Consider the following 21941-nt stretch of genomic DNA (forward strand, 5'->3'; position numbering starts at 1 on the left):
AAAGGCCGGGTCGTGGGTGCCTTGGCTGCTGACCAGATCCAGCTGCAGGGCCGGGCGCAGGTCAGCCGTGGGCCGGTTGAAGCTCGGATTCTCACCGGTAGTGGAGCGCCAGGCATTCAGGAAGCTGAACGAGTTGACCGTCTGGTTGACCCGGATAAAGAAGCCCTGCATCGACCCAATGATGCCGTTGGGCAGGGTGCCGAAGCCGTTCTGATAGACCTGGTAGGTTCCGCCGTACTGGTCACTGGATTTGTAGACGTACACGGCGTCAATTACGCCGGTGGGCAGTGCGGTCCGGGCTTTCTTCCAGTCCAGGGGGGAAGGATACGGGTTGCCCAGCAGCTGCCAGCCCGAGTTGGCCTGGGTGCCGCGCGTCAGCGCGCCAATGGCCACGTCACCAGAGTTGAGTGTGCCCACTAGGTCGACTTTCTCACTGGCGGCCAGGTTGACCGTGTAGCCGCGGCCCCGGGTCAGAACCTCGCCGGGCGAGTTGGGCGAGAAGTAGCCGTACTCGAAGGTCTGCGTCGTGGCGTCAGAACCCGCGATGCGGGCTTCATTGTAGCCGTACACGGTCGGGAAAGGATTCACCGTGTTGCCCAGCGTGTTGTAATCGGGGTTGACGACGGGCGAGAAGCCGCTGGTGGCCAGGTCCGCTACCGTCGTCGACTGCACCGGGGAGCTGTAGTGGCGGTAGCCCAGGCCGGGGTTCAGGCTGGGGTCGATGTAGCGCTGCACGGTGGCAGTTCCAGCCACGGTAGCTCCGTTATTGTTGACCACCATGGCCGTCCCCGCGCTAGTAGAAAGCAGCGTGAGCGGGCGAGCAATAGTGCTCAGGGTTCCATTCAGCGTTAGTACCCGCTGAATATCCACCGGGCCGTCCAAACGAGCTCCGGCCGAGCCCACGGTCAGGTCGTAGAAGGCCGTGCGCGTGCCGCCGAGGCGCTGTTCGCTTGTGCCTTCCAAACTCACTACGCCGCCGGTGGCCGTAAAGGTGCCGTCGATGGCAAAGCCAGCACCAGTTACCTGAAGCGTGCCGCCACTTTGCGTGAGCGAGGCATTGGTAGCCAGAATCAGGTCCTTAGTAGCAGCCGCGCCCGATCCAATTACGGGGTAGCGGGCTGCACCCGGGTTGATGAATGCATCCACGGTGCTGGTTGGAACCCCGGCCGTCCAGTTGCTGGCCGTAAACCAATCGGTGCTGGTAACGCCGGTCCACGTTGTGGCCGTTACAATGGCGTTGTACTGGATGGAGAACTGGGTAGCGGCCGTGTTGCCGTTGGTGGCGGCATCCTGGGCTACGTTGGCCGGTACGTTCACTGTCACGGTGCCGTTAGCCGAAGGCGTCACGTTGAACGTGTAGGTTGCGCCCGCGCCGGCGAAGCCCGAAATCGAGCCATTGTTCACCACTACATCACCCTGCACAAAGCCCGTAACGCTTTCCGAGAACGTGACCGTCACCGGAATGGGCGAGCTGCTCGTCGGGCTTGTCGCCGTCGAGCTGATACTCACGCCAGGCCGGACCGTGTCGACGGTGAAGGTGTTCGTGTTGGAATTGGCGCTGACGGCTTGGCCGCTGAACTGGGCTGTGGCGTAGACCGTATGACTGCCGTTAGCCAAGGCCGTCGGCTGGGTCAGCGTGAAGGTGCCGGCGCCAGTAGCGGTGGTAGTACCAATGCTGGAACCATCCACGTAGACGGTGACCGTCGAGCTAGCCACAGCCGTGCCCGAGTAGGCCGGCGTGTTGTTGTTTGTCAGGCTGCCGTTGGCCGGCGTTGTTACCACCGGGGTAGCCGTTACCGACTGGCCATAGGTGAAGCTGAACGGGCCGGAAGTGATATTGCCGTTGCCGGCCGCATCCTGCGCTACGTTGGCCGGGACCGTCACCGTCACTGTACCGTTGCCAGCTGGCGTCACGTTGAAGGTGTACCCCGAGCCCGAGCCGGCAAAGTTGGAGACGGAGCCGTTCGTTACCGCCACGTCCCCTGCCACGAAGCCCGTCACGCTTTCCGCGAAGCTCACGGCAAACAGAATGGGGGAGCTGCTCGTGCTGCCGCCGTTGGTAAAGCCCGAAGCCGTAACCAGGACGGTGGGCGGGATTGAGTCAACGGTGAAGGTGTTGGTATTCGAGTTGGCACTGACGGCCAGCCCGCTGAGCTGGGCCGTGGCATAGACCGTGTGCGAACCTTGGGCCAGGGCCGTGGGCTGAATCAGGCCCCAGGTGCCGCTGCTGTTGGCTGTCACCGTGCCAACGCTGCTGCCGTCGACATACACCGTCACGGTCGAGTTAGCCACGGCCGTGCCGCCGTACACCGGCCGGTTGTTATTGACCAGGCCGCCGTTGGCGGGCTCCACCACTACGGGTGCAGGCGTTACCAGCTGGCTGTAGATGATACTGAACTGCGTGGCGGCAATGTTGCCATTGGTGGCCGCATCCTGCGCCACGTTGGCTGGCACGTTCACCATTACCGTGCCGTTGCTGGCCGGCGTCACGTTGAAGGTGTAGGTAGCGCCCGAGCCCGAAAATCCCGAAATCGAGCCGTTGCTCACGGTTACGTCACCTTGCACAAAGCCCGTGACACTTTCCGAGAAGGTCACCGTCACCGGAATGGGCGAGGCGTTAGTCGTGGTGCCCGAGGCTCCCGCCGTGGAGCTGATGGTCACGCCCGGGCGGACCGTGTCGACGGTGAAGGTATTGGTGTTGGAATTAGCACTGACGGCCTGGCCGCTGCTTTGCGCCGTGGCATACACCGTGTGCGAGCCCTGCGTCAGGGCCGTGGTTTGCGTGAAAGTCCAGTTGCCACTAGACGTTGCCGTCGTAGTGCCGGATAAGGCTGCGCCATCGACGTAAACCTGGATAGTCGAGCCGGCCAGGGCCGTACCTGTGTAGGTCGGCGTGGTAGTGCCCACCAAGCTGCCGTTAGCCGGTGCAGTCACGACGGGAGCAGCAGTAACTGTCTGGTTATAGAAAATCAGGAACGGAGGAGCTGCCGCGTTGGGGTTGCCGGCCTGGTCCTGGGCTACGTTAAACGGTACATTCACCGTTACCGCGCCGCTGCTGGCGGGCGTTACGGTGAAGAAATAGGTCGAGCCTGAGCCTGAGAAGCTATTGAGCGTGCCGTTGCTGACCACCACGTCACCGGCTACGAAACCAGTCACGGCTTCCGAGAATGTCACTATCACCGGAATCGGTGAAGTGCTGGTCGGGCTGGTGGCCGTCGAGCTAATAGCTACCGTAGGTTGTACCGAGTCAACATAGAAGGTATTGGTGGGGCTATTGGGACTCACTGAAGCCCCGCTGCTTTGGGCTCTGGCATACACCGTGTGGGGGCCCTGGCCTAGGGCCGTGGGCTGGGTCAAGGAGAAGGTGCCGCTCACATTGGCCGTTGTCGTGCCAATGAAGGAGCCATCCACATACACCGTCACGGTGCTGTTAATGGGTGCCGAACCACCGTAGGTAGGCGTGGTGGTGCTCACGATGCCGTCATTGGCCGGGAAAAACACCAGGGGAGCAGCCGTTACTGGCTGGTCGTACTGCACGCTCACCGTGTTGCTGGCCGTGTTGGGGGTATTGTTGGCGTCTTGAGCCTTGTTGGCGGCCACACTGACCGATACGGTACCAGATCCGCTGGGGGTAACGGTGAAGGTGTACGGCCCGCTGCCCGCGAAGCTGCCACTAGTCAGCGTGCCGCCTGTCACCGTCACGTCCGTAGCGTCGAAACTCGTGCCCACGCTTTGCGAGAAGCTCACCGAGAAAGGAATGGGCGAAGTCGAAGTAGGGCTGGCCGAGGTCGTGCTCACCGTCGCCGTCAGGGCCGGGGCCGTCACGGCAAACGTGGCCGAGTTGAAGGCCGTGTACCCGTCGGGGCCGGGCTGAATGTTGCCGAGGAACACACCGTTGAGGAACACGTTCAGGCTCTGGTCGAGTGTGGTGCAGCAGACGCGCTGGGCGGCCTGGAAGTTAACCTGGTAGCTGCTGCCCGTGGGCAGGGCCAGGTTTTGCTGAATTTGGCCGTTGTTGCCGACGGTGCTCTGGATAAAGGCGACGGCAATGCCGTTGGGAATGGGGGTGGTCGGCGTGAAAGCGCTGCCCGACTCGGCAATGCCCGAGCGGGTGTTGAACGTCCAGCTGGCGCTCGTAGGCTGGTAGCCAAAATTGCCGTTGCTCAGCGGGTCGTGGATTTCGAAGCTGCCGTTTTGCAAGGCATTAGCTACGGCCGTGCCGCTGCTGAGTACCTGTACCGCGTCAACGAAGGCCGTTACATCCGAACCCGCGCCGCCCGTGCCCTGGATGGTTAGTACCGGGTTGGAGAAGGCCTTAGTGATGGTGTAGACTTCGCCCGAAGTGTAGGGTAGGCCCGACACCGTAGGCGTAATGCCGGCGCTGTTGTTCACGTTCAGGCGCAGGGTGCCGGAGCCGGTCCCGGTGTTCACCGTCACGGTGTAGGTCGTGCCCGAGCCGACCACGCTGCTTATGCCGGTCCCGCTCACGGAGCCCGTATTCGTAGTATTGAAGTTGCTGACGGTTAAGCCGGTCACGCTGCGCGAGAACACTACTTGGTAGCGCACTTGGGTTGTGGCCGTGGGCGAAGGCGTCAGGCGCGTCACCGACACCACCGTGGTGGCAGGGGCAAACGTGATGGTTTTGGTCGCGGCCGCGCTGGGCGTGGTGCCGTCGTTGACCACAAACTCCACCGTGCGGACCGTCGTTGGGGCGGTACCAACCGAGTTGTTGAACGTAACGGTCCGCAACGCGGCCTGAAACTGCGCCACCGTGGCTGTGGCCCCGCTCGAGGTCAGCGTCAGCGTGCCGGTGGCCGAAGCGGCCGAGCCAATGTTGCCAAACGTCGTCGTGTTGGTATTGGAGAACACCAGCACGTCTTGCCCGGATTGCAAGCCCGACGTAATGCGTACCGAGGCCGAGGCCAGCGTCGTGTTGTCCGCGTCGGTTACCGTGATGCCGTTATCGATGGCCACGGCGCCTCCGCCGATGATGAAGGTGGTAGTGCCACTGGTGGTGGTCACCACGGGCGCGCTGTTGGGGGTGGTAAAGGATTGAACGTCGCCGTAGCTGGTTCCTACGCTGTTAATGGCGTAGGCCCGCACATAGTAGGTGGTGCGGGACGTTAGGCCCGTAATGGTTTCCGAGAAGCTGCCAGTGCCGCTCCCGTTAGTGTTCTTCGTGTCGCTGGTAGTAGGCGTCTGGTTGGTGGTGCTGTACACCACGCCGCGTTCTGTTACTGTAGCCCCACCATCGGCCGTTACATCGCCGCCTAGTACGGCACTGTTGTTAGTAATGCTGGTGGCCGCGGCCGTCGTTACCGTGGGCGCGGTTTGATCCAATAGGGTAATACCGTTCACCGTGGTGGAAGTAGCCCCCGTAATGGCAGTGGCGGTAAACAGGGTGCTGACGGCATTGCCCGTGGCCAAGCTGACGGCCACAATTTTGGTGTTGGTCAGGCTGGTCGAAGCTTGACTGCTACGCGCATCGGCTACCAGAACCCGGTTATTGGCCGCGTCCAGCGCTACTACGCCGGCAGTCTGCACGAAATTGTCTTTGACGAGCACGTCCCCAGTGCCATTCAGGCCAACGCGGCGCAATTGGTCGAGGCTAGACGTGGCTGCCCCATCAGTTAAGGTATAGTATATGTAGTTGTTGACATTGTCTAAGGTCAGATCGTTTATTACGGTGCTGGCCGCCCCCGTAATAGCCGGCGCTATTGCCAGAGTACTGACAGCATTGCCTGTGGCCAGACTTACCGCTACGATTTTGGTATTGGTCAGGCTGGTCGAAGCCTGACTAACGCGTACATCAGCTACCAGAACCCGGTTGTTGGCCGCATCAAGTACAAGCGGGCCAGCGGTCTGAATAAAGTTGTCCTTGATGAGCACGTCGCCAGTGCCATTGAGGTTCACGCGCCGCAGCTGGTCGAGGCTGGCCGTAGCCGACCCATCCGTTAGGGTATAATACACGTAGTTATTAACCTTGTCCAGCGCTATGCCACCTATGGTCGTACTGGCCGCCCCCGTAATAGCGGGCGCGGTAACCAGGGTACTAACAGCATTGCCCGTGGCCAAGCTTACGGCCACAATTTTGGCGTTGGTCAGGCTGGTCGAAGCCTGACTGGGCCGTAGATCAGCTACCAGAATGCGGTTGTTGGCTGCATCCAACACGGCCGGGCCGGCAATCTGAATAAAGTTGTCTTTGATCAGCACGTCGTTGGTACCGTCGGAGTTCACCCGGCGAAGCTGGTCAAGGGCAGTAGTGGCCTGCCCGTCGTTGAGGGTGTAGTATACCTGGGCCTGCCCACTATGGGGCATCAGGCTCAGCACCCAGACCAGCAGGGCTGCCAACCAGGGCAGCCTGCGTGTGTAGGCAAGTAGTAAAATTTTGTACATAGGATGTTGAATTAGGAGAAGTCAGCTAAGTGTGAAGTGGGAAAATGGGAGGCAAGCAGGCCCAAGGCCTACCCAGTGCGGCCAGCCAACGCGCGGCTGCCGAAGCATGGCCGGGCTGGGTTTGCCAGCCAGGGCGTGGCCAATGCAGTATTTCGCCAGGCAGAACCAAAGAAAAGCAGGGTCTTTTGGTATCTAGCCCCGCTGCGGGCAAGCGCAACGGAGCCGGGAAATCTAAGCACCAGCCGGGTGCTACCCAGAATAAAGCCAGCGAAGCGGCATCGTTACGGTTGGGGTGCTGCCAACCGCAACGATGCCGCCTCAGTCTGCGGGCAGGTTCAAGTTACTTCCTTAGTTACGGCTCGGGTAAATACCGAACAGGCAGATGATGTAGTTCAGGCCCAGGTAAGGCTGCATCACACTCACCGGTTGGCTGCCACCCGCAACACCAATGGCAGTGGGCGCCAGGGGTACAAGGGTAGCCCCGGAGGCCGCCACCATATTGTTAATAGCAACCGATTCCTCACTGCCGCTCGTTACGCCATTTGGGGTGCCCGGCACTACGGTGGCGCTCGGGGCGCTGGTCGTAGCGGCCTGCGTAGCCACTTGTTGCACGTGCGTGTGAGCGGGCATCTGTGCGGCAAGCAAGGTCACGTTGCGGGTGCCGGCTACTTCGCCCAGTTGCACTGCCTGCTGGCCGGGGCCGGCCTGACCGTTGTTAGCGTGTACCGGTACGCGGCTGCGCAGATCAGGCAGGGCAAACGTGGTTTGGCCGTTGCCGCCATAGGTAGTGCCCAAAATTGAATACAGAGCCGAGTTTTGCGCGATGCTCAGCAGTGAACCGTCGCAAAAGGCCCAGTTCTTGGGGGCGAAATTGCCGGCAAACAATACGATGGAACCGATGAAGGCTTCGTCCATGAAATAGTGGGATAAAAGAGTTGAAAATAGCTTTAGCTGCGTGCTAAAGCTTAAAAGCTGTAGCCCGCGGCGTACCTTCTACTTGGGGTAAGCATGATAAGCCAGGAAGAGCGTTGCGTGCGGATGATTAACTAGGTCTCAGAGGACTATGGCAGACCCGTTGACAGGATGATGAATGCCATAAAAAGCGCTACCCGGCCAAAAGCCCGGTAGTAAAAACAAACGCAATAGGATAAAAGAAGAGAGCAGAATAAAGAAGTCGCTTTTAAAGCGCACAGCAAATTTGCGGAAATAAATTTAGTTTTAATAGCACTCTAGTAATATTCATAAATCAGTTCACCGTTCCGCTTGTTGCGGCCGATTAGGCAAAAAATACGAGGGTAGATAATTGGTGAGCAGCCGGGCCCATACAACCGGAAATAGCACTTGTGAGGGACTGAACACCAATGATAAGTGCAAACAAAAAGAATTGTAAAAATGCACTTTTGCCGGGGCCTGGTCGGGGTTAGCGGGCTGCCTTCGCCAGGGCGTGCATGGCCGCCCGGGCCCGGGTCTTGACCGTGCCCAGGGGCACTTGCAGCTCATCGGCCACTTCGGCCTGGGTGAAGCCCCCGAAATAGAGCAGATCTATAATTTTTCGGTCGTTCGGCTTCAGCCCCATCACCAGCTCCCGCAAGCCTACGTGCTCGGGCTGAAAGCCGGAGGTGGCCATCTGGTAGCAGGATTGGCTGGTTTCGAGGGGCTGGGTTTGCTGGCCTTCGTGGTACTGGCGGGTGCGCAGCTGGTCGATGGCGGCGTTGCGGCACACATTCAGGGCCCAGGTAAAGAGGCGGCCGCGCGAGGCGGTATAAGAGGCAAAAGAATACCAGATCTTGACCATGCTCTCCTGCAGCACGTCCTCGGCCATTACCTCGTTGCGCACGATGCGCAGAATCACGTTATAAAGAACCCGGCCGTATTTGTCATAAAACAGGGTCATGGCGGTTTCATCCCGGGCGTAGAGACGCTGCACTAATACATCTTCGCTAATGGGTAGCATTAAAGCAATACGAATAGAGTTAGATACAGAAACCTGATGGCAGAAGGACACTGTGGGGACTAGCAACGGTAGCGGCTGGCTCTGCCTAGCTATATACTTGCTTACTCACAAGAAGTTGTTCAGCTTGACTGCCAGTCGTTGTAACACTTATTTCGCTCGGTCAAGCCTGATTTGCGCACTTTAAAATCTGATCTTTCCCCTACTGACACTACGCTTGGGCTGGGCCTACTAGTTGCTGGCAACAAAAAGCCCTGCTTACCTTGGGTAAGCAGGGCCGGGGTAGCCGCGACGGGAATCGAACCCATATCAAGCGTTTAGGAAACGCCTATTCTATCCGTTGAACTACGCAGCCTTAGCGATGCAACTCTAACAAAGGTAACGGGAAAGCAACCTACGGCCCAAACCCGCTACTCTTTGGCTTGCGTATAGGCCGCTAGCTTCACTTCTGAATTCCTTTTGCCGACTAGAATGGGTTTATTGGATGACATGCGCGCCGCCCGCCGGGCCGCCGGCCGCCGGCCTACTGCCCCCGCCGCGGCCGACGCGGCTGACGGCATGGTGCCCGCGCTGCTCTTCATTCCCGATATCAGCGGCTTTACCCGCTTTATTCAGGAGTCGGGGAGCGTGCTGGCGCCCCAGCTCATTGCCGACCTGCTCGAAATTCTGGTGGAAGCCAATACGCTAAACATGGAGGTGAGCGAAATTCAGGGCGACGCCATCCTGTTTTACCGGCTGGGCCCGCCGCCTACGGTGCAGGAAGTCGTGACCCAATGCCGCCGCATCTTCCTCGACTTCCAGAACTACGTGCGCCTGGTGGAGCGCGACCTGGATTCGGAGCTGAGCGCCGCCCTGCGCAGCCACGATCTGACCATTAAGATCATCGTGCACTTCGGCCGGGTCAGCGTGGCCCAGATCCGGCAGTTTACCAAGCTCATGGGGCGCGACGTCATCGTGGTGCACCGGCTGCTCAAGAACAACGTGACCGGCAACGAGTACATCCTGCTCTCCGATGGCTACCTCGAAACCCAGCCCGCCGCCGACGTGGCCCGCAGCTTTGGCTGGACCCGCCTGCTGCGCGGCACCTGCCTCTACGACTACCTGGGCGAAATCTGCTACCGGTACGCCTACCTTTCGCCCCTGCGCCTGCTGCTCAACGATGCCGGGGAAGGCGTCACGCACCGGGGAGGGGATGGCAGCGCCCTGAAAGTGATGAGCACGGTGCGGGTGCCAGCGGCCTACGCGCTGCGGGTGCTGAGCAACTTCCGGCTGCGGGCCCACTGGATGCCGGGCGTGAGCGAGGTGCAATACGACCTGACCAAAGCCGGCCGCCTGGGCACCAGCTACAAGGTGAAGCTCAACCGCGGGCAGATTGACTTCCAGACCGTGCAGCGCTTTGAAGATGCCGACCGGATTGAATACGTGGAGAAAATTTCGCTGTTCCGGCTGTTTCCCAACTCCTTTCTGTTCTGCTTTATCGAGGCCGTGGATGCGCGCTCCTGCCTGGTGACCCTGGAATTCCGCTACGGCTACATTGCCAGCCCCCGCCCCCTGATCCGCTTCGGGCAGCGGCAGCGCATGCGCCGGTTTATGGGCCAGTCCAGCCGGCAGTTTGCCACGCTCTGCGAACGGATGCAGCGTGCCGGCCGGGAAAGCTAAGGCGTGCCCAAGAACATAAAAAGAAGCGCTTTTAGCTTGCTGGCCTCATCCTTCCCAAGTCTTCCGAAAAGCCAGGAGTTCAGCAAACCCATAGCCAACAGGAGTTTCCTGAACCTTGAAAGGTGAACCAGTTTCTGGAACTCGGCTGAAGCTGTAGCTCCACTGCACCAGGCCAGCAGACGTGCATGGGCCGCCGTTCAGGAAAGAAGAGGGTTTCGCGAATAAAGCTTACGACTCTGCTGAGTAAAATGGCAACGAACCGGTTGAGGCTGGTATCGAACAAGTCTGTTTCCTTGATGACCGGGTACCACGAGCTATGGATGTAGCGAGCTGCGTCAGCCTTTGGAAAGACATCTACTTCTTGAATTCGACCCCAATTGCCGAGTAAACCTCGATTTTGATCAATTCCAATGTTTTTTATAAATTATTTGGCATACCTTTCGGGTGACCTATTAACTCCATCTACATGAAGAAATCGTTTACGCTATTTGCGCTCCTGATTTTGCCTTGTGCTCTTTCCATACAAGCACAGCAAGCTTCCCTTGCGCCTGCTCAGCACTCTAATCTGGACCAGACCACCATTGACCGGACGATAAAGCCAGGCGACGGCTTTTACAACTACGCGAACGGCAGCTGGCTCAAAGTCAACGAAATTCCCGCCAACGAAGCATCGTGGGGAAGCTCGTCGATGCTCCAGAAGCAAACTCGGTTTCAGTTGCAGGAGCTGCTGAAAGCCACTGCCGCCCAGAAAAACCAACCCGGCAGCGACGCGCAAAAGTTGCAGAATCTTTACACCAGCGGCATGAATACGGCGGTGCTCGACCAGCTGGGTGTGCAGCCCCTGCAGGCCGATCTGCAACGCATCGACGCCATCAGCAGCCCGCAGGGAATTGCGGCCGAAGTCACCACGCAGTACGCCACGGGGCTGGTCAGGGGCACGGCTCCCTTGTTTAACCTGGGCCACATTGCCGACCCGATCCGCAACGATGTCGAAATCATCACCCTGAGCCAGGGCGGCATGGGGCTACCCGAGAAGTCCTACTACTCCGAGGCTAGTCCGAAAGCCGTAGCTACCCGGGAAAAGTACGTGGCCTACCTGCAGCAGTTGTTCGAGCTTTCGGGCACGGCCAAGGAAGCTGCCCAAACAAAAGCGGCGGCCGTGCTGGCCCTCGAAACCCGCCTGGCGCTTGGGGCACGCACCGCCACGGAAAACCGCAACATCCGCAAGCTCCTGAACTATTACACGTTGGACAAAGTGGGTAAGCAATTCCCGCTGCTGGGGTTTGGCGCCATGTTTCAGCAGCTGAACATTCCCTCAGCCAAAATCATCGTGGCCCAACCCGAGTTCTTCACCGGGCTTCACAAAGAGCTAACCGCCACGCCCCTGGCCACCTGGAAGGATTACCTAAAGGTGCGCCTGCTGAGCAACTCGTCGCAGTACCTAAGCATGCCTTTTCTGGAAGCCAACTTCGCCTTCTATGTAACTGCCCTGACCGGCCGGACCCAGATGCGGACCCGCCCCGAGCAGATGGTGCTGGTGGCAGACGGGATGCTGGGGGAAATGCTGGGCAAAGTGTACGTGGAGAAGTATTTCACGGCCGACTCCAAGAAGCGGATGGACGCGCTGGTGCAAAACGTGGTGACCACCTTTGCCGAGCGCATCCAGGCCAACACGTGGATGACCGCCCCCACGAAAGAAAAAGCCCTCCAGAAACTTAGCACCGTTAAACGAAAGATTGCCTACCCCGATCAGTGGCGCGACTATTCCGCCCTGCAGATTGGCCCCGACTACTTCAGCAACATCAAAGCCGCGACGGTATTCTCGTTTCATGAAGGCTTTAACCGGGTCGGCAAGCCCGTCGACCGCGACCTGTGGACGATGACGCCGCCCACGCTGAATGCGTATTACAGCCCGCTGAACAACGAAATTGTGTTTCCCGCCGGTATTCTGCTCCCGCCCTTCTTCGACCCGCAGGCCGATGACGCAGTCAATTACGGGGGCATTGCCACGGTTATCGGCCATGAAATTAGCCACGGTTTCGACGACCAGGGCAGCCATTTCAACGCCCAGGGACGCTACAAAAACTGGTGGACCTCGGCCGACAAGAAGAACTTTACGGCTCGGGGCGTGGCCTTGACTAGGCAGTTCAACCAGTACGTGGCGCTTGATACGCTACACGTCAACGGCAAGCTCACGCTGGGCGAGAACATCGGCGACTTATGCGGCGTAACGGTTGCCTACCAGGCCTTCAAGAAGACAGAACAAGGCAAGAGTACCCAGCTGATTGACGGCCTCACGCCCGACCAACGCTTCTTTCTGTCTTATGCCACTATTTGGCGTAAGAAGGACCGAGACGAAGGCTTGCGCACGCAAGTGCTAACAGATTCCCACTCTCCCGCCCGCTTCCGGGTCGATGGGCCGCTCTCGAACCTGGAAGCCTTCTACACCGCTTTCAACATCAAAGAAGGCGACGCGTTGTGGCGCCCGGTCAGCGACCGGGTAGTTATCTGGTAATTCAAGAAACCTGCCCCGGCCGGCCCAGAGCCCTCTCCATCCGCGGACGGAGAGGGCTCTGTTTGTTTCCTGTTGTGCGGCTATACAAGGGAAAAAGTCTTATTGAAAACGTTAGTGGAGCTCTTCTGTAAACAAGCGGGTTTCTATCCTACCCGAGAAGTTTACAAAAACGAATATGGCTGTTGTAGAAGTCGGTGCGGCCCTGTTAAGCAAGTGCTTCATGAATCGGTACCTGCTGAAAAGAATTTCTAATAGCCTTCTACCGGCCCGTTGTCGTTTGCTAGTGCCCGCAAGGTATGGAGCTGGTTCAGCGGAACGGGTGGTCTTCACTAAAAGAGCGGTGCGTGCTATTCAACATGCTATAGTTGCTGTTTTCTAAAAGACTGCCAGCAACACTAAAAAAGCGTTCCGGCCACAAGCCGAAACGCTTTAGAAAATTTGGGCAAGGACAAGATCAGCTTGCTAGCAGGGCTTTTTAGGATTCAGCAAACCCTACGACTTGTAGAGCAGCACGATGCCAAACGAGAGGGCCGTCAGGATCAGGCCCACCATGAAGATGGTATAGCTGATGCGCAGCAGCCGGTACTTGCGCGAGAGGACCTCGCCCAGGTAGTAAATGTCCGTCACCATGTTGGTGTAGAGGTTGTCCTTGTTGCGCATCAGGCCGGTCATCCCGCTCTGAAAGTCGTCGAGGCTGAGCTTGGTGAAGTTGCCGAAGAAAAGCAGATTCACCCGGCGGTTGGTGGCCACCTGGGGGCTTTTCTTGAGCCACTTGAAGCTGGTCACGTCGGGCTGGGCCGAGAGGATGGCCGACACCACCGAGCCCAGGGCCGTAGCCAGCAGAATGCCCATGGGCACAGTCAGAATCGGGTTGCGGGTGAAGGACGGGCCCAGGGACGTGGTTTTGGCGCCGAGGTAGGTGATGAGCACCGACATGATAACCGCGTTGAGGCTAATCATCATGCTGGCCTTCTTGTCGGCCATGTCCGAGAGCTTGATGTGGTTGCTGTAGGTGGTCCGGAACATCGTTTCGACCCCCCGCTTGCCCTCGGCAAAGTTGCCCTGCTCTTCCTGCTCACGCTTTTTCTTCTTCTTCTCGGTTTTCTTGAGCAGCTTCCGCTGGTCCTTGATGTTTTCCTTGTACTGCTCCTTGTACCGGTCTTTGGCCGCGTCGGTCAGAAACTTGGACGAGAGCAGGAAGTCGAGTTGGGTTTCGGCCCACTCCACGCTGTTGTAGCTTTTGCCCAGCACCGTTTCCCACTCGGCCCGCAGTAGTTCGCCGTTGGCAAAGAACTCTTCCTTGCCCATGCTGCTCAGGTCGGCATCCACGAGCAGCTGCTGGAGCTCGGTTTTGGCCGTTTCGTCGCGGTGGGTGGCCTTTATCGTGTCCTTGACAACGGCAATCCGGTCGGCGGGGTAGCCCTGGCTTTGCAGCCACTGCTCGGCTATTTCCATGCTGCGGTACTCGTGGCCGTCGTATACCTCGGTGTAGCCCGCGTCGTGAAACCAGGCCGCCAGCACCAGAGCCTCCTGGTCTTCGGGGCTAAGCTCGGTGGCTTCGCCCAGGGCTTTGGCCTCTTTGACGGTGGTAGCCGTATGCTTGAAGGAGTGGTAAACGAGGGGCTTGGGGAGTTTTTCCTCGAAAAGAGCCGTAATGTACGCTTTGGCCTTCTTCAGGATTTCGGCTTTAGCCGGTTTAAGAGTCTCAGTGGTTTCCATGCGGGGGAAGTAGAATGGAGGGGGCAACGTGGGCCGCCAGCTCCCAACTGGCTTAGAACGCGAATTGGGGAACGAAGTTTTTGCCGGCCCTGAGCCCAACCGTAGGCCGGCCGTTTGCGTAGGGCAGGCCACAGTCCGTCAACGCCCGATGCGCGGTGCCGTATGCACTAGTTTACGACTTTTTCCGGGCTTCGACCGGCGGTGGCCTGCCCTCTTTTCTATACCTCCCGCGCTGCTTTTACGTTCATTGCTTCTATATGAGAAGACCTTTTCTGCTTGGCTGCTTACTACTTCTATGGAGTGGCCTTACTCCTGCCCTTGCCCAAAAGAAAACCCAGACGCCCCACCCCACGCGGCCTAACTACAACCACGGGGGCGAAACTTGGGAAAGCAAAACGCCGCCCGACAGCAGCCACATCCGCTATTCCATCTTTTTGATTGGCGACGTAGGCAAGCCCATCAAAAAAACTGAGGGCGGGGAGCCTTCCCTCAACTTCCTGCACCAGCAGATTGTAAAGGCGGGCCCCAAGAGCACCACTATCTTCCTGGGCGACAACGTGTACGAGTACGGCATGCCCCGCGAGGGCGCCTACGACCGCAAAGAGTCGGAGGAGCGCATGATTGGGCAGCTCGAAACCCTGCGCGGCTACAACGGCGAAAAGTACATGATTCCCGGCAACCACGACTGGAAGCAGGGCCTTACCGGCGGTGTGGACCAGGTAAACCGTGAGCAGCAGTTCGTGGAAAACTACCTGACCAGCGACTCGGCCGCCTTCCCCTTCACCGGCGACTTTTTTATCCCGCGCGACGCCTGCCCGGGCCCGTTTGAGGTGCGCCTGCAGGACGATATTCTGATGATTGCCATCAACTCGCAGTGGTTTCTGCAAACCAACGGCGAGCGGCCCTACGGCGGCAACAGCGGCTGCGGCGTGGCCAACGAAACCGACTTCTTCACCCAGCTCGAAGACATCATCCAGCGGAATCAGAACCGCAACATCATGGTCATTGCCCACCACCCGATTTTCTCGGATGGTATTCACGGCGGCTACTTCACCCTGGCCGACCATTTCTTCCCGCTTTCCATTGTTTATAAGTACGCCTTTCTGCCCTTGCCCATCATCGGCTCAGTGTACCCCTTTGCCCGCAAATACGGCGGAGTAAGCCAGGATATTCCCCACCCCCAGTACCAGGCCTATAAAAAGGGCCTGCTGGAAATTTTCGATAAGTACCCCAACATCATCTACGCCTCGGGCCACGAGCACAACCTGCAGTACTTCAAGGTGGGCTCCATGCACCAGATTGTAAGCGGCTCGGGCTGCAAAACCCAGCACGTACGGCCCAATAAAAGCGGGGACGCCATTTTCTCGGACAAGGAGAAAGGCTGGTCACGGGTAAACTACTACGACAACGGCGAGGTCTGGACCGAGTTCTGGATTCCCAACGACAAGGGCGAAACCGGCCGCCTGGTGTTCCGCACGCCGCTCTACGCCAAAACTACCCAGGAAGTAGCCCAGATTCAGGAAGTCAAGAATGTGAAGCGGCCCAACTTCCGAGACAGCACCGTGACCCTGGCCGTAAACAAGGAGTACGACGAGCGGGGCAAGTTTCACCGCTTCCTCTTCGGCGAGCATTACCGCAAGGAGTGGGCCACGCCGATAAAGTTTGACGTGCTCGACATGGCTACCGAGCGCGGCGGCCTGGAACCCTACAAGATTGGCGGCGGCAAGCAGACGGCCTCGCTGAAAGTGCGCAACGAGGAGGGCCGCAACTACACCCTGCGCGGCCTCAACAAAGACCCCGCCGCCGTGCTGCCCGAAGCCCTGCGCGAGGGCGCGGCCAAAGACATTCTGCAGGACCAGATTTCGGCCCAGCACCCGTTTGGCGCCTTCCCGGTGGCCTCATTGGGCACCACGGCCGGTATTCTGCACACCAACCCCAAGCCGGTTTATATCCCGCAGGACCCCTTGCTGGGCCAGTACTACGAGCGGTTTTCGAACACGCCGGCCATGATTGAGGAAGATGCCAAGGACGACCAAAGCAACGTGGCCTCCCTGGGCAACGCCGAAAACCTGGTGGGCACCGACAAGGTCATGGAGCGCCTCATCGACGACAACGACAACCGCGTCAACGAAAAAGCCTTTGCCCGCTCCCGCCTCTTCGATATGTGGATCGGCGACTGGGACCGGCACGAGGACCAGTGGCGCTGGGCCGAAACCAAGGACAAGGACGGGGACCGGAAATTCACGGCCGTGCCCGAAGACCGCGACATTGCCTTCTTCAAAGGCGACGGTTTGCTGCCCTACCTGGCCTCGCGCAAGTGGGCCATCCGCAACTTCCAGAACTTTGGCTACGACTACGCCGACTTCAAAGGCCTCAACCTGACGGCCCTGGCCAACGACCGGGTATTCCTGGCTTCGGTAACCAAGGAAGACTGGGTGAAAATTGCCGAGAAGATGAAGGCCGACCTGACCGACGCCGAAATTGAAAAGGCGTTCCGCTCGCAGTGGCCCAAGGAAATCTACGACCTGCACGGCCCCGAAATCATTGCCAAGCTCAAGAGCCGCCGTGACCTGCTGCCCCAGCTGGCCGCCGATTACTACGGCACGCTCAACGATATTGTGGAAGTGAAAGGCAGCTCCAAGCGGGAGCGGTTCGACGTGGAGCGCCTCGACGGCGACAAAACCCGCGTCAAAGTCACCAAGATCAACAAGGAAGGCAAGCTGAGCAAAACCTTGTTCGACAAGACCTTCGACAAGGAAACCGACGAAATCCGCCTCTACGGCTTCGCCGGCAACGACGTGTATAACGTAACCGGCCAATCGAAAGGCGGGGCGATGCTGCGCATCATTGGCGGCACCGACCGGGACTCGATTACCGACAACTCCCGGGTGGGCGGCCTGGGCCACAAAACCCAGGTGTACGACGCCGACACCGGCAACGTCATCAACGCGGGCAAGGAAGTGCGCCTGCGCCTGCAGCCCGGCATCGAGGTCAGCCAGTACGACACCCACCCGCGCACCGACCGGAAGGACTACAGCCTCAATTACTTCGGTCCGGCCCTGTACTTTGGCTACAACATCGACGACCGACTGTTTTTCGGGGGCGGCGTCACCTACCGTACCTACGCCTTCCGCAAGGCGCCCTTCTCGACCGAGCAAACGCTGGCGGCCAACTATTCGCCCTCCCAGCAGGCCTACAACGTGCGCTACAGTGGGCAGTTCGTGGATGTCATTAGCAAGTTTGACCTGCGCATTAACGCCCAGCTTTACGGTCCGCAGCTGCTCTACAACTTCTTCGGGGAAGGCAACAACTCCCGCAACGAGCTGCTGGGCTCCGACGACCGGGTCCGCAACCGCGACATCAACGACACCTACCGGGTGCGCTTCTCCCGCTTCTACGTAAGCCCGGTGCTGGAGCGTGACCTGTTCAGCTTCCTCAAAGTGGGCATCGGGCCGCAGTACGACCAGTTTCGGGTGGAGCGGGAGCCCATTGGCAGCCAGATTGCCGCCGGCCTCGATGCCAACAACAACGGCGTGAGCGGCGCGGGCCTGGGCATCCGCTCGTCCGACTTCCAGCTCAACCGCTACCTCGGCGGCCGGGCTTACCTGAACATCGACGCGGCCAGCTCGCCCAAAAACCCCCGGATTGGTCTGCGCTGGTACAACGAGATTCAGCAGAACTACCAGATGAACGCCGAGCAGCTCAACTTCGGCCGCATCACCTCCGAGTTCCGCTTCTATCTGAGCCCCAACTTCCCATTCCAGCTCACCTGGGCCGGCCGCATCGGGGCCGCCCGCAACTGGGGCGACTACCGCTTCTACCAGGCCAATACTCTGGGCCAGACCACCAACCTGCGCGGCTACCGCCGCACGCGCTACGCCGGCCGCTCGTCGGTGTACGCCAACGCCGAAGCCCGCCTGCAGCTCTTTAGCTTCAACGCCTACCTGGTGCCCGGCAAGTTCGGTATCCTGGGCCTGGCCGACGCGGGCCGCGTGTATTCCGAGTATGACACCCGCACCGGCATCGACGCCTTCCACACCGGTTTCGGCGGCGGGGTGTGGGTAGACGTGCTCAAGCAGGCCGTTATCAACGCCACATATTCGGTAGGGGAGGAAAAGCTGGTCTTCGTCGGCTTCGACTTCCTGTTCTAGCCGCGCAATACGGCTGCTTCAACGCCCCAAGCGGCCTGCCTTCCGGCGGGTGGTTTGGGGCGTTTTGGTGGCTGCCCTACCCAATTCTAGCGCCGAGGTTTTTGTCCTATCCTTTTCCGCGTAAACACGTTAGAACCCAGTGTTCCTTTTCCGCGAAAATCCCGCGCTTTTCCCGCTCTTCATGAAGACTCGCTACGTTCTGCCGGTTTCCGCCGCCCTTCGTCGTTTATTACTCTCGGCCGGCTTCGGCAGCCTCACCCTAACGGCCCTGGGCCAGGTTACGCCCACCACGCCCGTCTACCCGCCGCCCGCCCCCACGGCCGCTGATACCAGCTCCACGGGCTCCTCCGATGCCCAGCAGTTTGCCACGCCTTCAGTGGTGGGCATGGGCCCCAGCAAGGGCCTGATTTTTCACTACGAACGGGTACCGCGCTTTAATGTGGCCTCCACCGGTCAGGCCGTCGGCCTGAGCGACTACAACACGGATGCCACCAAAAATGCCCGCTTGGTTATCAAGGGCTATATCCCGATGCTCAACCACCCCCACCTGAAGCTGATTCTGGGCGTGAACTACGAGCGGGAAGAGTTTAAATTCAGCAGCCAGCCCACCGGCTACGAGCTCTACGACAACATCGAAAACAAGGGCCTCAAAACCCTGGGGGCCCAGTTGGCCGTCATCCGGCCGGTAAACGACGTGAACTGGTACATCTTCCGGGTGAAAGGCGAGCTGAGCGGCGACTATACCTCTTCCGAGCTCAACGTATCAGACTACCTGCGCGTGTCGTCGGAGTTTTTGTACGGCTGGAAGCGCAGTCCTACGTTCTCGTGGGGCGTGGGCGTGCAGCTGGGCTACACCTTCGGGCGCTTCAGTCCGTATCCGGCCCTGCTCTACAACCGCACCTTCAACAACCGCTGGGGTATCGAGGCCCTGTTTCCGGCCCGCGTCACGGCCCGCTACAACGCCTCGCCCCGGTCCCTGTTTTTTGCCGGCTACTCCGTCGATGGCCTCAACTATATCGTGAAGCTGCGCACGCCGCTACGCCACGAAAACGCCACGCTCAACTCCCTGGAGCTGCGCGAAACGGAAGTGAAGTTCCGGGTCCGCTGGGAGCGGGAAATCTACGACTTCCTCTGGTTTGGCCTGGAAGGCGGCTACCGCTACAACTACGCCTTCGACGCCTTCGACCGGACCAATGACAACCGCATCAAAATCATCGACAGCAAGCTGGCCAGCGCGCCCTACGCCAGTTTCGAGCTGTTTATCGTGCCCCCGCGCAAGTTCCTGAAGCGGTAGCAGCGGCTCACCACCGACTGAAAAAGCCCCGTTTTCTGCGTAGAAAACGGGGCTTTTCTTTTATGTCCTAGTGCTGGACTGACTTACGCCTTGGCCGCCGGCTTGCGGCGCTTGCTGAGCTTTTTGAGGTAGTTGTAGGTTTCGAACTGAGCCCGGATCTGCGGGGCAGTGGGGTCGTCCTGGCCCAGGAAGTTGTTGTGAAAGTCGCGGGACTTCACGTTATCCTGGCGCTGCAAATCCAACAGGTGGCGCACCTCGGCCCGCAGCTCGTCGTTGTAAATCGGGAAGGCGACTTCCACCCGCCGGTCCAGGTTGCGGGCCATCCAGTCGGAGGAAGCCACGTACACCTTTTCCTGGCCGTTGTTGCCAAACACGTACACCCGGGCGTGTTCCAGGTAGCGGTCCACCATGCCACGCTGCTGGATGTTGGTGCTCTGGCCTTCGAGCTGGGGCACCAGGCAGGAAATGCCCCGGATCAGCAGCTCAATCCGGACGCCGGCCTCACTGGCCTCGTAGAGCTTCTTAATCATCCGGTCGTCCTGCAGCGCGTTCAGCTTCAGAATGATATAGGCATCCTTGCCGGCCTTGGCCTGCTTGATTTCCTTATCGATGAGGGCATTAAGCTTTTCGCGCAGCTCAAACGGAGCCACCAGCAGATGCTCGAAGCCGGTTTTGGGCTGCCGGTCGTGGAAGTAGCGGAACACTTCGGCCGCCTCCCGGGTCAGGCGCGGGTCGGCCGTGAACAGGCCGTGGTCGGCGTAGATACGGCTGGTAACCTCGTTGAAGTTGCCGGTGCTGAAGTAGGCGTAGAGGCGGTTCTGGTCGTCCTCGGTGCGGGTGATGAGCAGCAGCTTGCTGTGCACTTTCAGGTCCGGAATGCCGAAAATAACGTTGGCTCCGGCCTTCTGCAGCTTCTCGGCCCAGTACATGTTCGACTCTTCATCGAAGCGGGCTTTCAGCTCAACGACCACTGTTACCTGCTTACCATTTTTCACGGCCTTGAGCAGGGCCTTGGCCACCTCGCTCTTGGCCGAAACCCGGTAGAGCGTGATGTTGATGCTGGTTACCTGCGGGTCGGCCCCGGCTTCGAGGATAAAGCGCGTCACGTAGTCGAACGATTGGTAGGGCAGGTGCAGCAGATGGTCGCGCTCAGCAATGGCACCAAGCATTTTGCCCGCCGTGCGCGGCAGCGTGGGGTGGGGCAGGGGTAGCTGCTCCTGGTACTTGAGCTGCTCGAGGCCCAGGTCGGGAAAGCCGAAAAAGTCGCGGAAATTGTGGTAGCGGCTGCCTTCCACCAGTTCTTCCTTACCGATGCCGGTTTTCTGCATCACGGCCCGCAGCACGGCCTTGGGCATGCCCGGGTCGTAGAGTAGGCGGGCCGGGTAGCCGGTTTCGCGCTTCTGCAGGCTGCTTTTAATCTTGGCCATCAGGTTGCCCGACACTTCCTCCTGAATGTCCAGCTCGGCGTCGCGCGAAATCTTAATGGCGTGCATTTCCACCTGTTGGTACTTCGGGAACAGCTCGGCCGCGCAGCACCGGATTACGTCGTCGAGGAACATTACGTAGCGTTCCTCGCCCTGGGCGGGCAGCTCCACAAACCGGCCGCCGTGGCGCTTGGTGGGCAGCTCCATTACCAGCACCCGCTCGTCTTCCAGCCGCTTTTTTTCCTTCACCGGCTGGGTTAGCAAGAAGGTGAGGTATACGGTCTGGTCTTTCAAAAACAGGTGGTGCAGGTTGTCATCCAGAATGACCGGCGAGAGTAAATCCTGCACTTTCTCCCGGAAATACGCGTGCACCCAGTCGCGCTGCTCCTCGCTTAGGTCCTGCTCCGAAATCAGGTGAATGTGCTGGCGGCCCAGTTCGGGCAGCAACTCGTTGCGGAACGTGTCACCGAACTCCTGCTGCTGCCGGCCTACTTCGGCCAGCAGGTTTTTGAGCTGCTCGCCGGGGTCTTCGCCCAGCTTGGCGCGGGTTTTTTTCTTGAGCTTGACCAGGCGGCGCAGGGTGGCCACGCGCACCTTAAAGTACTCGTCGAGGTTGGAGGAGAAAATGGCCAGAAACTTCAGGCGCTCCAGCAGCGGAACGTCCGGGTTCTGGGCTTCCTGCAGCACGCGGCGGTTGAAGGTGAGCCAGCTCAATTCGCGGTTCAGCAGAACCGGCGCGCTTTTTTTAGATGATTCCATACGAGGGGAAAGGCAGGACTGCGCAACGGCCCCGGCCGGGGCTATGGGCTGTACGCAGTCCGGATGAGGCAGG

9 protein-coding genes and 1 tRNA gene are annotated in these 21941 nt (G+C 59.4%); 4 read left to right on the forward strand and 6 right to left on the reverse strand.

Annotation, left to right across the window (positions count from 1 at the left end):
• The 4 genes from CLV45_RS13675 to CLV45_RS13690 form a co-directional block, all read right to left on the reverse strand.
• A partial coding sequence (locus tag CLV45_RS13675; protein WP_157807483.1) for a beta strand repeat-containing protein occupies window positions 1–6396 on the reverse strand: 6396 nt, incomplete at its 3' end.
• A gap of 348 nt (window positions 6397–6744) precedes the next feature.
• Window positions 6745–7311, reverse strand: coding sequence for a phage tail protein (locus CLV45_RS13680; protein ID WP_100337039.1), 567 nt, complete (start codon window positions 7309–7311; stop codon window positions 6745–6747).
• Between the two features lie 505 nt (window positions 7312–7816).
• Window positions 7817–8350, reverse strand: coding sequence for an RNA polymerase sigma factor (locus CLV45_RS13685; RefSeq protein WP_100337040.1), 534 nt, complete (start codon window positions 8348–8350; stop codon window positions 7817–7819).
• 280 nt (window positions 8351–8630) lie between these two features.
• A tRNA-Arg gene (locus CLV45_RS13690) sits at window positions 8631–8702 on the reverse strand.
• A 116-nt stretch (window positions 8703–8818) separates the two neighbouring features.
• Here CLV45_RS13690 and CLV45_RS13695 point away from each other — a divergent pair.
• Both CLV45_RS13695 and CLV45_RS13700 read left to right on the forward strand, forming a co-directional pair.
• Window positions 8819–10006 (forward strand): DUF2652 domain-containing protein, encoded by a 1188-nt coding sequence (locus tag CLV45_RS13695; protein WP_100337041.1) that lies wholly within the window; start codon window positions 8819–8821, stop codon window positions 10004–10006.
• 466 nt (window positions 10007–10472) lie between these two features.
• On the forward strand, window positions 10473–12521 hold the full coding sequence (locus CLV45_RS13700; RefSeq protein WP_100337042.1) for a M13 family metallopeptidase: 2049 nt from the start codon (window positions 10473–10475) through the stop codon (window positions 12519–12521).
• Window positions 12522–13013: 492 nt separating this feature from the next.
• Here CLV45_RS13700 and CLV45_RS13705 read toward each other — a convergent pair whose 3' ends face one another.
• Window positions 13014–14240, reverse strand: coding sequence for a Pycsar system effector family protein (locus CLV45_RS13705; protein WP_100337043.1), 1227 nt, complete (start codon window positions 14238–14240; stop codon window positions 13014–13016).
• A 257-nt stretch (window positions 14241–14497) separates the two neighbouring features.
• Between CLV45_RS13705 and CLV45_RS13710 the strand changes: the two genes are divergently transcribed.
• Entirely contained in the window at window positions 14498–18391 is a 3894-nt protein-coding gene (locus tag CLV45_RS13710) for a metallophosphoesterase (RefSeq protein ID WP_100337044.1), read from the forward strand.
• 181 nt (window positions 18392–18572) lie between these two features.
• A complete protein-coding gene (locus CLV45_RS13715) occupies window positions 18573–19685 on the forward strand; it encodes a DUF6268 family outer membrane beta-barrel protein (protein WP_100337045.1) in 1113 nt (370 codons plus the stop codon).
• Between the two features lie 83 nt (window positions 19686–19768).
• On the opposite strand, the gene ppk1 is transcribed toward CLV45_RS13715, so the two are convergent.
• Window positions 19769–21868, reverse strand: coding sequence for a polyphosphate kinase 1 (gene ppk1, locus CLV45_RS13720; RefSeq protein WP_100337046.1), 2100 nt, complete (start codon window positions 21866–21868; stop codon window positions 19769–19771).
• Window positions 21869–21941: the final 73 nt, after the last annotated feature.

It is taken from the genome of Hymenobacter chitinivorans DSM 11115 (assembly GCF_002797555.1).
GTDB lineage: Bacteria > Bacteroidota > Bacteroidia > Cytophagales > Hymenobacteraceae > Hymenobacter > Hymenobacter chitinivorans.

Excerpts from the sequence above, each read along its gene's own strand:
- CLV45_RS13710 (WP_100337044.1), top strand. The coding sequence starts at position 14,498 with ATGAGAAGACCTTTTCTGCTTGGCTGCTTACTACTTCTATGGAGTGGC.
- CLV45_RS13685 (WP_100337040.1), bottom strand. The coding sequence starts at position 8,350 with ATGCTACCCATTAGCGAAGATGTATTAGTGCAGCGTCTCTACGCCCGG.
- ppk1 (WP_100337046.1), bottom strand. The coding sequence starts at position 21,868 with ATGGAATCATCTAAAAAAAGCGCGCCGGTTCTGCTGAACCGCGAATTG.
- CLV45_RS13680 (WP_100337039.1), bottom strand. The coding sequence starts at position 7,311 with ATGGACGAAGCCTTCATCGGTTCCATCGTATTGTTTGCCGGCAATTTC.
- CLV45_RS13695 (WP_100337041.1), top strand. The coding sequence starts at position 8,819 with ATGGGTTTATTGGATGACATGCGCGCCGCCCGCCGGGCCGCCGGCCGC.
- CLV45_RS13700 (WP_100337042.1), top strand. The coding sequence starts at position 10,473 with ATGAAGAAATCGTTTACGCTATTTGCGCTCCTGATTTTGCCTTGTGCT.
- CLV45_RS13715 (WP_100337045.1), top strand. The coding sequence starts at position 18,573 with ATGAAGACTCGCTACGTTCTGCCGGTTTCCGCCGCCCTTCGTCGTTTA.
- CLV45_RS13705 (WP_100337043.1), bottom strand. The coding sequence starts at position 14,240 with ATGGAAACCACTGAGACTCTTAAACCGGCTAAAGCCGAAATCCTGAAG.